This is a genomic window from Cyanobacterium sp. HL-69, from assembly GCA_002813895.1.
GTDB lineage: Bacteria > Cyanobacteriota > Cyanobacteriia > Cyanobacteriales > Cyanobacteriaceae > Cyanobacterium.
The window spans coordinates 826,944-842,856 of record CP024912.1; the positions used below are offsets into that span (position 1 = coordinate 826,944).

The window sequence follows — 15,913 nt, forward strand, 5'->3', positions numbered from 1 at the left end:
GTATAGTGGGGAATCGGCAATGGTGGTTATATCTTGAAGATTAAATGTCTTTCATGGTTCAATAATACTTCATTGGATCATTAAGTAATGGTCTTATGGAAATACCATGGTAAGGAAAAATTAATTATCAATTATCAATTATCAATTCTCAATTGTTATTATGGTATGATCTGACAATTCATAATTGTGAATTGTTAAAGATTGTTTCATAATTATAAAAACACTTAATAATCAGGTTGATTCGATATACATGGGATACGTTAGATACTCTAGTTTCGTCAGTCTTCTTCAAGAGCGTGCAGTCTTGCACCCAAATCAAGTTATCTTCACCTTCTTAGGGGATGGTGAGAACGAGTCTGATTATCTAACCTATCATCAATTAGATCAACAAGCAAGGGCGATCGCCCATAAACTCCAAAGCAGAAAAGCAAAAGGAGAAAGAGCATTATTACTATATCAACCGGGGCTAGAATTCGTCACCGCCTTCCTCGGTTGTCTCTATGCAGGAGTCATCGCTACCCCCGCCTATCCTCCCCGTGCCAATCGTTCCTATACCCGCTTATCCGCTATTATCAAAGATGCTGGCGCATTATTTGCCCTGACAACTCAAGCACTCAAAGAAAAAATTGAGCAAAAATTAACCAAAAACGATGATATAACTTGTATTACCACCGATGACATCCCCCTAAGTGTAGCCCAAAACTGGCAACCACACCCCATCAAACCAGAAGAAACCGCTTTTTTGCAATATACCAGCGGCTCTACAGGCACACCCAAAGGAGTTATCGTAAGTCATGGTAACCTAGTCCACAACTCTCAGCTAATCAAAGATTATTTTCATAACGACGAACATTGTGTAGGCTCATTTTGGCTTCCCCCTTACCACGATATGGGCTTAATTGGAGGTATTTTACAACCAATTTACTCTCGTTTTCACTCCATCATGTTGCCCCCCGTTACCTTCCTACAGCGCCCCATTCGCTGGTTACGGGCTATTAGTAAGTATAAAGCAACCACCGCAGGAGGCCCAAATTTTGCTTATGAAATGTGTGTCAACTCCGTCACACCACAGCAGAAACAGGATTTAGATTTGAGCCATTGGAAACTGGCGTTTAGTGGTGCTGAGCCTGTGAGGGCAGAAACTATTGCCAAATTTAGCCAATATTTCGGTGATTGTGGCTTTCAAAAAGAAAGTTTCTACCCCTGTTATGGTATGGCAGAAACCACTCTCATTGTGTCGGGGGCAAATCCCTATGAGTCTCCCACTGTCAAAAATATCTCTGCTACTAAACTACAAGAAAATCAAATTGTTTTTAATCCTGAAGATGAAGGCGATATACAAAAAGTTGTCAGCAGTGGCACCATATCTCCCCAATTAGAGGTAAATATTGTCAATCCTGATACCCTCGTACAATGCCCTGATAATAACGTAGGGGAAATATGGGTAAAAGGGGAAAGTGTAACTCAGGGTTATTGGTTGAAAGAAGAATTAACCGAGAAAACCTTTAATGGCACTACTAAAAACGGAAAAAAAAAGGGTTTTCTACGCACTGGGGATTTAGGTTTTCTCAGTGATGGAGAGTTATTTGTTACAGGAAGATTAAAGGATTTAATTATTATTAGGGGTAGAAATCATTACCCCCAAGATATAGAAGAAAGTGTGGGGAATATTCACGAGGCAATTAACTCTGAAAGTGGTGCTGCTTTTGCCATTGAGAAGGATAATGATGAGCAACTGATCATAGTTTTTGAACTGAAAAGAACTTTTTTACAGAAGGTAAGGCAAAGTGAGAATTTAAAGCAAGAAATATTTGATGCAATTCGTAAAGTAGTTGCTGAAAATCACGAATTACAAGCTCATTCTATAGTTTTAATTCGCACCGGTAGTATTCCTAAAACCTCTAGTGGTAAGATTGCTCGTTATGCCTCTCGGAAAGAATTTTTAGAGGGAAATTTACCTATAGTCGCCCAGTGGGATTTACACTCTACTACATCTTTGAAAAGTAATGATATAACAACTATAAATAGATTAAAAAACAATAATATTTTTGATAATAAAAATATTAATAAAAAAAATTTAAAGATACGACAATGGCTAGCAAATAACGTTGCTAATCGCTTACAAGTAAATCCTAATTCCATCGATATAGAACAACCTTTTATCAATTATGGACTAGATTCCGTCCAAGCTGTGCAACTCACCGCCGATCTTGAAGATTATTTAGGTTGTAAATTGTCTCCCACTTTGGCTTATGATTATCCTAATATAAGAAGTTTATCTTTTTATTTGTCTGAATTAAAAAATGATAATATTCTAGGCTTAGAAGTTGAAGAAAAAAACGAGCAAAAAGTAGAACAAATTGCCATTGTCGCCATGGCTTGTCGTTTTCCAGAGGCGGATAGCCCTAAGCATTATTGGGAATTGTTATCGAATAACAAGAATAGCATTAGCAAAACTTATCTGCGGCCGAACATCGATAGTTTTGGGGGTTATATAAAAGATTATGACCAATTTGACCCACAATTTTTTGGAATTTCCACCCGTGAGGCGATAAATATTGACCCACAACAGCGTATTTTATTAGAGGTAACCTATGAAGCGCTGGAAAATGCCCATTTGACGACAGAAAAAATTTCGGGTAGTGCCACGGGAGTGTTTATGGGTATTAGTAGCCAAGATTATGCCCAGTTACAGATGAAACATGGGTGGGATGTTAATGTTTATTCTGGTACGGGAAATTCCAGTGCGATCGCCTCTAACCGTATATCCTATAATTTTAATTTAACTGGCCCTTCCTTGAGTGTGGATACCGCCTGTTCATCTTCTTTGGTTGCGGTACACTTAGCAGTAAATAGCCTTAAAAATGGTGAGTGTGACTGTGCCATTGTAGGGGGAGTAAACTTGATTCTTGCCCCCGAATTGACAGAAACTTTCCAAAAAGCAGGGATGATGGCAGAGGATGGCAAGTGTAAAACTTTCTCTGAAGATGCCGATGGTTATGGGCGCGGGGAAGGTTGCGGGGTAATTATCCTCAAACCTTTAACTAAAGCCTTAGCTGATCGTGACAAGGTGTTGGCGGTAATTCATGGTAGCGCCATTAATCAGGATGGGCGTAGTAACGGGTTAACGGCGCCTTCAGGTAAAGCGCAACAGAGGGTAATTCAATCGGCGTGGAAAAATGCGTCTATTACTCCTGATAAAATTAATTATATCGAAGCTCATGGAACTGGAACACCTTTAGGAGATCCTATCGAGGTTAATTCGTTGGCTGGTTTATTACCTTTGGTGGATGGGCAACGGACTGTTAATTCTTCTTCTGTTATGGATGACAATGAGGGAAAGACTTCCTTTGACAGTGTAGTTAATAGCAAAGAGGAAAAGACTTCCCCTCAGAGTGTAGCTAATGGAAAAGGAAAAGAGTCTTCTGTTACTGTCGATGATTCCTCTGCACAGAAGATAAAAGAAACAAGAGAAAAAGACTACCCTATTTGTTGGTTAGGTAGTGCGAAAACAAACATCGGGCATTTAGAAGCTGCCGCAGGTATTGCAGGGTTAATAAAAACTGTGTTGATGTTAAATCATGAAGAGATACCCTCCATCGTTAACTTTACAAAATTAAATCCCTATATCAATTTAGAAAAAAGTCGCTTACAAATTGCCACTAAATCAGTGGAGTGGAAAAAATCTAATCAACCTCGTTTTGCCGGGGTAAGTTCCTTTGGTTTTGGAGGAACAAATGCCCATGTTATAGTGGGAGATATGATTGATTCTCCTGTAACTATAGAAGAAAAAGAAGTTAAGACAGAAAAAGTCAAACGTCCTTATCATCTTTTAACCCTTAGTGCGACAACAGAAAAAGCCCTTCAAGAGTTAGTTAATCGTTATCAAGGTTATCTTACCAAGACACAGGGAGATGATATTAGTCATATTTGTTATAGCACAAACCAAGGGCGATCGCACTTTAACCATCGTTTAGCCATTAGTGCAAAAAACAAGACAGAATTAACAGAAAAACTGTCTTCGGTGACAATTTTCCCAGAAAACCAGATTAACAATAATCAAATAGCCTTCTTATTTACAGGGCAAGGCTCACAGTATAATAATATGGGCAAAGAGTTATATCAAACTGCCCCCCTTTTCAAAGACACCATTGATTACTGTGGTGAGATTCTTCGTCAATATTTAGAGAAACCCCTTACCGAGATAATCTTTAACCCCGAAGAAAAAGAAACCCTTAACCAAACCATCTATACCCAACCCGCCATCTTCGTAGTAGAATATGCCCTTGCGCAACTGTGGCTATCATGGGGAGTAAAACCATCTATGATGATGGGGCATAGTGTGGGCGAATACGTTGCCGCTACCCTTGCAGGAGTTTTTAGTTTAGAAGATGCCCTCAAATTAGTCGCCCACCGTGGTAAACTCATGCAACAACTTCCCCTCGATGGGGGCATGGTGTGTCTATTTACCAACCTTGACACCGTCAAAAAGTTAATTACAAAAACAGGATTACCCCTCGACATTGCCGCCATCAACGGTAATAGTAATATTGTTGTCTCAGGGAAAAAAGAAGACTTACTGCAATTACAAACTACCGCCAAAGAAAGTAAAGTAAAATGTCGTCCACTAAGAGTTTCCCACGGCTTTCATTCCCGATTGATGCAACCTATCTTAGTAGATTTTGAAAAAATTGCCCAAGAAATTACCTATAATTCACCTCAAGGGGAAATAGTCTCTAATCTCACAGGAAAAACCATCGGCGAAGAAATTGCCTCCCCAGACTATTGGGTAAAACATATTATCAATCCCGTTAACTTTGCCCAAAGTGTGGAGTATTTACAACAACAAAACTATCAAATTTTTTTGGAAATTGGCAGTAAACCAACCCTCCTTGGCATGGCAAGGATGATAGTAGAAAACAAAACTAATCCCGATGATTGTCTTTGGTTGCCTAGTTTACGCAAAGAAGAATCCGACTGGCAAAATTTACTTTCTAGTCTAGGTATTCTTTACCAGCAAGGATTAAAAATTGACTGGTATGGTTTTAATCAAGATTATCCCTATTTAGAAAGGGTTTCTTTACCTAACTATCCTTGGCAACATCAAAGATACTGGCATGGAGATAGTGTAAGTAATAGCGTTGATGATAGTCAACAGTGGTTATATGAAGTGGTATGGGAAAAAGACTCTTCTATTTCTGTGGTAAATCTTGCCTCTAATGTTATGGAGGAAAAAACTACGACAGTTATTACCTCCAATGAGTTAGTTATTGAAGGGGTATCGGTAAAAAATCATCCCTTAACTAAGGTATCTACAGAAAATAATCCCCATGGTATCTCTATCCATATCGAGAGTGAGGAAGACTCTTTTCCTACAAATCTCCCTAGTAGTTATTTAATCTTTGTGGATGATGAAAAATTAGGGGAGACATGGGCAGAGGAATTAACCTCCCAAGGTAGTCGAGTTTATTTAGTCTATCAAGGAGAAAGTTATCGTCAGGAAGAAAACACCTATTATATTAATCCTCAACAGAAAAAAGACTACCAATTATTGTTAGATAGTCTTGGTGATAAGGTAGAAAAAATTATCTATGGTTGGGCAATCACTCAAGATGATGATTTAGAGAATATTAATCAATTGACTGCTAATAATTATTTAGACTGTTTACCCGTTATCTATCTAATTCAAAATTTAGTTAACAGTAAGCATCAAGTAAAAATATGGTTAATTAGCCAAAACAGTCAATCTATTACCCAACAAGAAAAAATTAATCCCTACGGTGGCAGTATCTGGGGATTAGGAAAAGTGATTGCCCTCGAACATAGTGAATACTGGGGGGGTATGATTGATATAGATAATAGTAACCTTGCCCTTCCTCTTCTTGGTTACCTCGTTAACCATAAGCCAGAAGAAACTATGACGGCAATCAGGGATAATGCTGTTTTCTATTGTCGTTTACAAAATAAAACTCTTGATACCCCCAAGGAAGCCAAAAAAGTTAGTGTCAAATCCTCTGGTAGTTATCTCATTACAGGGGGATTAGGGGCATTAGGTTTAGAAACTGCTAATTATTTAATTAGTCAGGGGGCAAAAAATCTTATTCTTGTTTCCCGTAGTCAACCTTCTTCTTCGGCTTCTCAAAAAATTAGTCAATGGCAAGAAGAGGGTATTAATGTAGTTGTCAAACAAGGGGATGTAACTAAAAAAGAATCCTTGAGAAAAATTATTGATGATATTAATAAGTCTTTTCCTCCCCTCAAAGGGATTATTCATACCGCAGGGGTATTGGATGATGCTATCTTGGCAACTCTTTCCCCTGAAAAATTGGCTAAGGTAATGGAAGCTAAGGTGGTGGGAGTAAATAATTTACATCTACTCACCCTCGATAACAGTCTTGACTTTTTTATCTTGTATTCTTCTGTGGCTTCTATGTTAGGCTCTATAGGACAGGGTAATTATGCCATGGCGAATAGTTACCTCGATACTTTTGCGGCTTATCGTCAATCCCTTAGTTTACCCTGTTTGAGTATTAACTGGGGTGCTTTTTCTGTGGGTATGGCGAAGGCAACCCAAGAGGGTTTAAAGGCGGTGGGTATTGAAACCATCTCTCCTGATAAGGGTATCTCCATGGTAGGGGATTTGATGAATTATCCTAACTCTGGGCTAGGGGTAATCAAGTTTAACTGGGATAATGTTGCCCGTAAGTTTCCTCAATTGTCTCAATCTCCTTATCTACAAAATATAATTTCTTCTTCTGACAAGGAAGAGAATAAAAAAGATGATAGTCAAACTCAATTATTTAACCAATTACTAAAAGCCGATGATACTGCCAGAATAAAGCTATTAATAGATTATCTCATAAGTGCGATCGCCCTTATCCTTCATATAGACAAGGAAAAAATTACCCCCGAAGATAGCCTCATAGATTTAGGTATGGATTCATTAATGGTGATGGAAGCCATTAATCACCTGAAAAACGACCTACAATTAATGTTATACCCTAGGGAAATTTATGAGCGCCCCCAAATTTCCACCCTAGCGCAGTATTTAGCCCAAGAATTTACCACCAGCCATGATAGTAATAGTAGTAAAATCACCTCCTCCAGCCAAAAAGGGATGATAGTTTCTCCATCCCCCGAAGAAGAGGAAGAAAAGCCCACCTTTAATCCCACCAATCACCAACCTATTGCCTTTATCTTATCAAGTCCGCGCTCAGGTTCAACCCTCCTGCGGGTAATGTTGGCTGGGCATCCCGCCTTGGTTTCTCCCCCCGAATTGCACCTATTACCCTTTGCCACCATGGAGGAAAGACAACGGGAATTGGAATCTTCTCACCTTGGGGAAGGGTTGATTCGCACCGTCATGGATTTAAAACAAATTAGTGCCGAAGAAAGTGAAGCATTAATTAATCAATGGGTTGAGGAAAACTTAACCATCGCCCAAGTGTATGAAATCTTGCAGTCTTTCGGCAAAAATCGTCTTTTAATCGACAAATCGCCCACTTATGCAAGTAGTAAACAAACTCTCTATAATGCAGAAAATATCTTTTCTCAAGCAAAATATATTCATTTAGTTCGTCACCCTTATTCTGTCATAGAATCATTTGCACGGATGAGAATGGATAAATTATTAGATATAAAAGAGGCAAACCCTTATGAAATTGGGGAAAACATCTGGTATCAAAGTAATCAAAATGTTATTAATTTTAGTAAGCAAATAGATAGTAATAAAATTTTAACTATTTATTATGAAAATTTAGTGACATCTCCACAAAAAGAGATGGAAAAAATAAGTAATTTTCTAGGAATTGAGTTTAGTAAATCTCTACTAAATCCCTATGAAGGGGAAAGAATGACCGCAGGGTTATATAAACAATCCATGTCCGTAGGAGATCCAAATTTTAATAGTCGTAAAAAAATCGATCCAAATTTAGCAAATCACTGGAAAAAAGTTCAATTACCAATACTATTAAACCCTATCACTAGACAATTATCTGAAACATTTAACTATGAATTACCCCATGAATCAAACACCGTAGAAACCAAAGAAAAATATCTTGATATTAGAGGTTTAAATATATGTGTTTCTACTTGGGGAGATGAAAACAATCCTCCTCTATTTATTGTCCATGGAATATTAGATCAAGGTTTTGCCTGGGAAAAAGTAGCTCAAAACTTAGTTCAAAAAGGATACTATGTGATTGCCCCTGATATGAGAGGACATGGTAAATCTGACCATAACAGCCTAGGGTGTGCTTATAATTTACTTGATTTTGTAGCAGATTTAGACTGTTTAATTGATGAGTTAAATAATGGGCAAACAATCACTTTAGTTGGTCATTCTTTTGGCTCTATGATTACAGGAATATATGCTGGTATGCGTCCTGAAAAAGTAGAAAAATTATATTTGATTGAACCTATTTTACCAGCAGAAAATAAAGGTAATAAGAATGTAGAAAATATTAGTAGTCAATTGAATAACCTGCTGAATGTGCCTCCTCTCCCTGTATTTGATACGGTGGAAATAGTTGCCCAACGACTACAAAAAACAGCCCCTCAATTAGAGGATGGCTTTGCCCTCACACTTGCTAAAAGGATGACAAAACCTGTAGAAGGTGGGGTAACTTTCACTTATTCTCCTTTATTAGCCACTAGGATTGGGGTAGGTTTTAACAGTATTCCCCGTAATCAATACCTAAAGCTATTATCTGGCATTGAAGCGTCCATTACTCTAGTATATGGTGATAATAGTTCTTTTAATCGTCCTCAAGATTTGGAGGCACAAAAAACAGCCATGGCAAATACTCGAATTTTTACCATGGTTGGGGGGCATAATTTACACTTAGAAAACCCTTTGAGTTTAGCTGATGTTATTATTTAGGATGTATTTTATGTGCTTAAAATCTTGGTCATGTAAAGCTCTTAAAGATTTATCACCCTGAAATAAAACCTGTATGGACGTAGGATGATACGTCCTGTTTTTTCCTTTTTATCCAAACTGGGTTAAGGAGATTCAAAATCTGTTCCCATCATAGCAGGATCGATCAAAGTAATGTCAAAAGGATCATCGGGGGGAAGGGGGGGAAATACATCCCGACTAGATTGGTGATAAATGGCGAAAACTTGGGGCCCAAATACTACTTTATCTCCAGTTTTTAGCTGGGTATTGTTTATTTTTTTACCATTGATGATAATGCCATTAGCGCTCAATTCTTCTCCATTACCATCAACGATGTGGTAGTGAGCAAACCCTTCCTCATCAAAAATACGCATGATAGTGGCATGATGACGGGATACAAAGGGGGATTGGATGACAATATCGCAGTTTCTTCCTCTACCGATGGAGTATTTATTTTTTTTGAGCAATATTTCTCTTCTACCTTTATCGTCTTCTACAACTAATATATGTGCTGTATGGGGTTGGGCTGTCATTTCTAATTTTTTAGTGATTATTGTGCTAATGATATTCAATCATTGATTTGAGTGTGATTTAACGCCAATGGGCATACAATAAAATGCTTTGTGGGAAGGATAAACATTAACCTATTGAGAAAAAGTGTTGTGTAATTCATGACCACTTATATTATCCTTTATTTGCTATCAACTGTCCATTTTTTGAGCTGTAGGGAGTTGGTGACGACAATAATGGAACTTAAGGCCATAAATGCCCCTGCGGTGGCTGGATTGAGTAATACTTTATAGGTTGGTAAAAGTACCCCCGCGGCAATGGGTATGGTAATTAAATTATAACTTAATGCCCAAAAAAGATTTTGTTTGATTTTACTGAGGGTTTTTTTACTCAGTTTGATGGCGGTGATAATATCGGTGAGTTTGTTTCTGGTTAAGACTACGGAGGCTGTTTTGATGGCTATTTCTGAGCCTTGGGGCATGGCGATCGCAAAATCGGCTTCTGTCATGGCGGGGGCATCGTTAACCCCATCTCCTACCATGGCGATGGTTTTGTGGGGATATTTTTCTTTTAATTCCCTAATTAATTGTCCTTTTTCTTGGGGACGTACTCCACCATAATAAGTATTTATGCTTAGGCTAGAGGCGATCGCCCTGACCACATTTTTTTGGTCGCCACTGAGTAAAATTACATCTAAACCCATGGCTTGAATTTGAGCGATGGTTTGTTGGGCGAGGGGGCGTAGGGCATCCGCAAGGGCAAAAAGGGCAAGGGGGGCGTTTTCCTGTGCCAAGTAAATGACGGTTTTACCCTCATCTTGTAGTTGGATAGACTGCTGTTTGACGGTGTCATCTAAATAAATACCTTCCTCCTCTAACCATGATTCACTGCCACAATAAAATTCTTTTTGTCCATCAACCCTTCCCCGAATGCCCCGACTGGGATAATTATGAATGTTGTTAGTGGTCAAAAATTCTAAATCTTGTTTTTTTGCTTCCCGTAAAAGTGCTTGGGCGAGGGGGTGATTGGAGGCAATTTCTAAACTAGAAGCCATTTGTAACAGTTGGGATTCAGAAAATTTTCCTTCACTAAAATTGATGATGTCCGTAAGCTGTAGATGCCCTTCAGTGAGGGTGCCTGTTTTGTCAAAGACAATCATATCAAGGTTTTGGGCTTGTTCTAGCACATCTCCTCCCTTAATCAATAACCCCTGCTGGGCCCCTACCCCAGTACCCACCAAAATCGCCGTGGGGGTGGCTAAACCAAGGGCGCAAGGACAGGCTATCACCAGCACATCAATGGCTAATTTGAGGCTGAGAATGAGGGCGGAGGTGTCTAAATCTTCTAGGAGATAAGACCAATTTTTTGTACCCCAGCCATACCAAAAACTAAAAGTTATAAGGGCGATCGCCATGATACCATAGGCAAAGTACCCTGACACCGTATCCGCCAATTTTTGTACAGGGGCTTTTCTGGTTTGGGCTTCCTCCACCATAGAAATAATTTGGCTAAGAATGGTTTTCGAGCCTGATTGGGTAGTTTCCACCACCACCATACCCCCCAAATTAATTGTCCCTGCACAGATACCATCTCCCTGAGACTTATACACAGGCATGGATTCTCCCGTTAACATAGACTCATCCACGGTGGTTTCACCCCTTACCATGTAACCATCCACAGGAAATTGTTCCCCTTCCAATACCCTTACCCACTCTTGGCGCTTCACCTGACTCGAGGGAATCTTTAACCCCTCATCTTGACTATCCTTTGTTTTACCGATAATCCTTGCCCATAGAGGACGTAAACTGAGTAATCCCGAAAGGGCTTCCGAGGCTTTATTTCTGGCCCTACTTTCCAACACCCGCCCCAAGAATATAAAACCGAGTAACATCACAGGCTCATCAAAAAAGCACTCCCAGCCTAGATTGGGAAAAACCAAAGCCACACAACTAGCCAAATAAGCCGACACCGTGCCGATACCGATTAAACTATTCATGTTGGGTTGACGATGCCACAACCCTTGCCAACCGTTTAAAATAATTTCCCTGCCTGGAATCATTAATGCGAGGGTGGCTAAACCCCAGTGAAACCAAATATTAGTCAGGGGGTGTAGATAACTGATACCAAAATGGTGTAAATGTCCGATGGTAGAAAAAATTAACAGAATTACCGCACTAGCCAACTGAAATATCTGTAATCTTTCTTCTGTTTGCTGTTGTTTTTCCTTTATCTGTTGCCAATCTTGCTCATCAATGGATGTCCTCACCTCACTGGGAAAACCCCCTAAAGTAAGTTTTTGGGCCAGATTATTTGGCTCAATTTGCCCTTGGTTATACTCCACGAGGGCAACGGCAGTAATTAAATTTACCGTGGCAGAAATTACTCCTGGATATTGGTTAATTTGTCTTTCCACTGCCTTGACACAACCAGCGCACTTCATACCTTGTACATCAAGGGTAAGGGTATCCCTAGGGGTTTTATATTCTTCGGTGGTTTGGGGAGAGGCAACGGTTATCATTAATTATGATTCGTAATTGGGTGCTTGGGATTGTAATAATTTTGTAACTTGCTCAAATACATTATTAGATTGAGAGCCTTTGTTGAGGGCTTGTCTTTCGGGATGGAAGTTGGGCCGCTCTAGGTATAATGAGATTGCTTGTTCTACTTGATTATTGATAATAGCTGTTAGTTCTGTTTTTGCTCTGTCCCGTTGAAAACTGGCGCCCTCTTCGGTGGTGGCATAAAGGGGAGGAAGACGGTTGAGGGCATAGGCGGCAATGTCTCCCACATCTAGGAGGCGGTTACTGGTGGTTTCTATTTCGGCTACCCTCGAAATTACCTCACTTACTACCAACTCTTCCATGACGTTAATAAATTGTTTTCTAGGCATTGCTACTACTTCCCCTGTCAATAATGCCCCCATGAGTTTATCTAGGGCTAAATATTCATCGTTGGATAATTCCGCAGAGGTTTCGCACAATCTTCCGACTTCTGCTTCCATGGTGGGGGTTAGATAGCCGCTTTCGAGGGCTTGTTCAACAATTTTATTAATATTCATCGAGATTTTAATTTTATGAAAGCAAATATTTTAACAATTCCCTTGGCACCGATGCTAAGGATTTTTTTTCACGGAGGGAAAACTTTTCCAAAGTAAACTTTTTACTAGGTTTAATTTCTCTGTGACACTGTGGAGGAAATACCCTACCACCTAACACCATAGACTTATCTTTGAATTTGGCTTAGTTTTCGCCATTTTTTGCCTAGGGTTACATTGCTTAAGAGCTATACTAAAATTTTAACTTAAACTCGTCTTCATGGGGCAAAATATTTGATTGTCACGGGTTATCTTCTTTTCCTTTATGGCTCTTTAGTTGGTATTGCTTTGGGGTAACGAATTGATAATTTTTTGTGATAGGAAATTGTTGCTTATTGAGGACACCATGTAGAATAGAGAGTATAACAAAGAGCTAAGGGATCAAGAGTTTATGGCAACATCAACTATTTCTAATCAAGGTATCCAATTGAGCCACAAGGCTCTCGAACACGTCTTAAAACTGAAACAGCAACAGGGTAATGAGGATTTATGTTTGAGGGTAGGAGTTAGACAGGGTGGCTGTTCTGGGATGTCCTACATGATGGATTTTGAAAATATTAATAATGTTACTGAACATGATGATATGTTTGATTATGAAGGTTTTAAAATAGTGTGCGATCGCAAAAGTCTTTTATACCTTTATGGAATGATGTTAGATTATAGCGATGCGATGATTGGAGGCGGTTTCCAATTTACCAACCCCAATGCTAACCAAACTTGTGGTTGTGGTAAGTCTTTTTCTACCTAATTTCTGTTATTGCTAAGGGATAAATAAATTAAATAATCAGTTAAATTTCCCTTGGCATACTCAAAAGATTTGATCTGTTTTATAAGTTGAGTTCTTATACTGAATCATAATCTAAAAATCCCCTGCTCTCTATGCTGAGCAAGGGATCTTTTTTTGTGACATTTTTCTATTTTTACTAATAAATTTTATTGGCCTAATAGGGGTTGTAAAAAAGCTCTAACAAAGCATTGCTTAATTACGGATTTAAAGTCTTTTGCGGTGTTGTCAATTTCTTCTGCTAAGTCTTCTGCAAAATGATCAATTTTATCTTCTTTGAGGGATATATTCTCTAAATCTTCTTCCCATTTTTCCATAATTTGGGGGTGAATTTTTTCTATTTTTTCTTCTTCTTTGAGGGGGCTATAGATACTTCCATCGTTATTAATGGTTACTTCTCCTCTAATTACTTTGGTTAATAACTCTCCTACGGACATTCCATTTTCTAGGGCTTTACCTTCAATTTCTTCTAATATTGATAATGGTAATTTTAAAGTTCCTTTTTCAGGATTATTATCTCCATAAATTATTTTTTTGATTTTGTTTGCAGTAATATTATGGAATGGGTAAGTGTCTAAAACTTCCTGCCATTTTTCGTATAATTCTTCCTCTGTTAATTTTACTAAAGGACGTGCTTGGGCTTCATTTTGTGGTATGATTCTGAATCCATATTTAATTAGCTGAATGGCAACTTTGGAGGCTTTGATAATTTTATTAGCTCTCCACACAGGATAATGAATTTCTTGCTCACAGTATTGTTTGAAGGATTGATAGGCTTCTTTATATAGGTGATAATATTTGACCTGATATAGTTGAACTCCTAATTTAATATAGTTTAATTTGTCATATTTAATATTGTTAGTAATTTGATTCAATTTTGTGAATTTTCTATCTTCTGCTACCAAGTAACAATCTTCTAAAATTGATCGATAAGGCTCTGATATATTTTCCCAAAATAATTCATTTTTATCTTCTTCTCCACAACTATAAAGCAGGGCGATCGCAGATTCTTGTATATAATTTAGATTGTTTTTTTTGCATAAGTAATTTGGACGACTTCCTTTAGGTTTGCTCACTATGGCAGAACCTATCGGGATCGCCTTTTGGTCGGTGATCTGATTCATTGGTGAATTGATTAGTGAATTTGTATTAACGGTAAGCCCCTAATACATTTTAGAGCTGGGCATTACATTATACATCTTTTTTAATCCTTGACAATCTAGTACAAAAATATCTAATTTAATTTTTTATAGGCTAATTTATATTAGTAAATAGCTATTTTATTTTAGTTATTTAATTGCAAAATATCTAGCCAAAAATACATCATGTATATATATTTTGTATTTTCTATCTTACAATTTAGGATTACATATTACAGTAAGATTGATTAACGAATCATTAATGGTAACATAAAATTTTTTAAGGTTTATTTTTGAAAAAGAGATCTTTTTCCATAGTCTGTAATTGATAAAACAAGGTGAAAAAATAGCAAGTTTAGAGAGTAACAGGGGAATCGACATAAATGGTAGGCTCTTGCATGGCGAAATTTATACCATGGGTAGTAAGTTGTTGAGAGATATTATCGTTGGCTAATTCTAATAATCTTTTTCTGAGTTTAATGGAACTTTCATTGGAACCGAGAATAAAAAATGTTACCCTAGCTCTAGTTTGTTGTTGATTTTCTGGAATAAATAACGATACTCTGGTACTATCAGGATCGATTCCAAATAAAGCATTAGTACATTTTTTGACCACATCTTGTACTAGGGCTTCTTCACTATCTTCGAGGGTTTTTACAAAGTCGAGATAGAGTAACACCATTACTTTTTTACCCCTTGTGACATTTTCAATTTCAATATTCGCCATCATAGAATTGGGTAGTATCATTAGGGTACCTTTACCCGGTAGCCTAATTTTTGTTGACCTTAAACCAATGGATTCTACTCTGCCATATAATCCACTATTAAGCCTGATATACTCTCCGACGATAAAGGGACGGTCTAAATATATTACACAAGTACCCAAAAGTTGTTCAAGGGTTTTTTGGGCGGCAAATGCGATCGCAACACCCCCCAAACCCACACTGGCTAACAAACCCACAAGATTAATGTCCAATCTTCGGGCAAAGGCAAGGGCGGCGATAAAACCGATTAAGACGTTAACAATGGTTTCCATTACTAACAATAACTCATCAACTTCTTTACCCAATTTTTGAATTAGGTTGATGCCATAGATAATGATTATTTGCCGAAATAAACGGGATGCTAACCAAGCGATAATTATAATTAAACTTAAATCAATGATAAATTCTAGTAAATTATATAATCCTTCGTAATTACGAATAAAATTGAGAGATAATGACCATAAAATTAATGTTCCTGCTAAGCGAAAAATATTTTGCAGAGGATCGATGATACCCTGATAAAATTCGTTTAATGGTTTTTGAGAAAATTTAGAAATAATTAGCTTTACATAAAATGGGGTGTATCTACCCACAAAAAAGGATATTAATAAGAAAAAAAGAAAAAAACCAAATTCGTAAATAAAGTTTGCAAAAATTTGATAACCTTCTTGTTGTTGTAAAAATTCGATAGTGTTAATAATATTTTCCATTCTTAAAATTATG

Annotated in this window: 7 protein-coding genes; 2 read left to right on the forward strand and 5 right to left on the reverse strand. The window is 37.8% G+C overall.

What is annotated here, in order from left to right; all coding sequences use genetic code 11:
- Positions 1-250 precede the first annotated feature (250 nt).
- Entirely contained in the window at positions 251-8,881 is an 8,631-nt protein-coding gene (locus AA637_RS03735; protein ID WP_446683951.1) for an alpha/beta fold hydrolase, read from the forward strand.
- 122 nt (positions 8,882-9,003) lie between these two features.
- On the opposite strand, the gene AA637_RS03740 is transcribed toward AA637_RS03735, so the two are convergent.
- From AA637_RS03740 to AA637_RS03750, 3 genes are all read right to left on the reverse strand, one after another.
- On the reverse strand, positions 9,004-9,432 hold the full coding sequence (locus AA637_RS03740; protein ID WP_069791611.1) for an FHA domain-containing protein: 429 nt from the start codon (positions 9,430-9,432) through the stop codon (positions 9,004-9,006).
- Positions 9,433-9,590: 158 nt separating this feature from the next.
- Entirely contained in the window at positions 9,591-11,927 is a 2,337-nt protein-coding gene (locus tag AA637_RS03745) for a heavy metal translocating P-type ATPase (protein ID WP_446683952.1), read from the reverse strand.
- A 3-nt stretch (positions 11,928-11,930) separates the two neighbouring features.
- Entirely contained in the window at positions 11,931-12,467 is a 537-nt protein-coding gene (locus AA637_RS03750) for a late competence development ComFB family protein (protein WP_069791609.1), read from the reverse strand.
- A gap of 427 nt (positions 12,468-12,894) precedes the next feature.
- Between AA637_RS03750 and AA637_RS03755 the strand changes: the two genes are divergently transcribed.
- Complete coding sequence (locus tag AA637_RS03755) at positions 12,895-13,251, forward strand: iron-sulfur cluster assembly accessory protein (protein WP_446683953.1); 357 nt, start codon at positions 12,895-12,897, stop codon at positions 13,249-13,251.
- 185 nt (positions 13,252-13,436) lie between these two features.
- Here the strand turns inward: AA637_RS03755 and AA637_RS03760 are convergent, their stop codons facing one another.
- Both AA637_RS03760 and AA637_RS03765 read right to left on the reverse strand, forming a co-directional pair.
- Positions 13,437-14,411 carry a hypothetical protein gene (locus AA637_RS03760; protein ID WP_446683954.1) on the reverse strand — a complete coding sequence of 325 codons (975 nt, stop codon included), beginning with the start codon at positions 14,409-14,411 and terminating at the stop codon, positions 13,437-13,439.
- Positions 14,412-14,781: 370 nt separating this feature from the next.
- Entirely contained in the window at positions 14,782-15,900 is a 1,119-nt protein-coding gene (locus AA637_RS03765; protein WP_069791608.1) for a mechanosensitive ion channel family protein, read from the reverse strand.
- Positions 15,901-15,913 lie beyond the last annotated feature (13 nt).

Excerpts from the sequence above, each read along its gene's own strand:
- AA637_RS03735 (WP_446683951.1), top strand. The coding sequence starts at position 251 with ATGGGATACGTTAGATACTCTAGTTTCGTCAGTCTTCTTCAAGAGCGT.
- AA637_RS03740 (WP_069791611.1), bottom strand. The coding sequence starts at position 9,432 with ATGACAGCCCAACCCCATACAGCACATATATTAGTTGTAGAAGACGAT.
- AA637_RS03745 (WP_446683952.1), bottom strand. The coding sequence starts at position 11,927 with ATGATAACCGTTGCCTCTCCCCAAACCACCGAAGAATATAAAACCCCT.
- AA637_RS03750 (WP_069791609.1), bottom strand. The coding sequence starts at position 12,467 with ATGAATATTAATAAAATTGTTGAACAAGCCCTCGAAAGCGGCTATCTA.
- AA637_RS03755 (WP_446683953.1), top strand. The coding sequence starts at position 12,895 with ATGGCAACATCAACTATTTCTAATCAAGGTATCCAATTGAGCCACAAG.
- AA637_RS03760 (WP_446683954.1), bottom strand. The coding sequence starts at position 14,411 with ATGAATCAGATCACCGACCAAAAGGCGATCCCGATAGGTTCTGCCATA.
- AA637_RS03765 (WP_069791608.1), bottom strand. The coding sequence starts at position 15,900 with ATGGAAAATATTATTAACACTATCGAATTTTTACAACAACAAGAAGGT.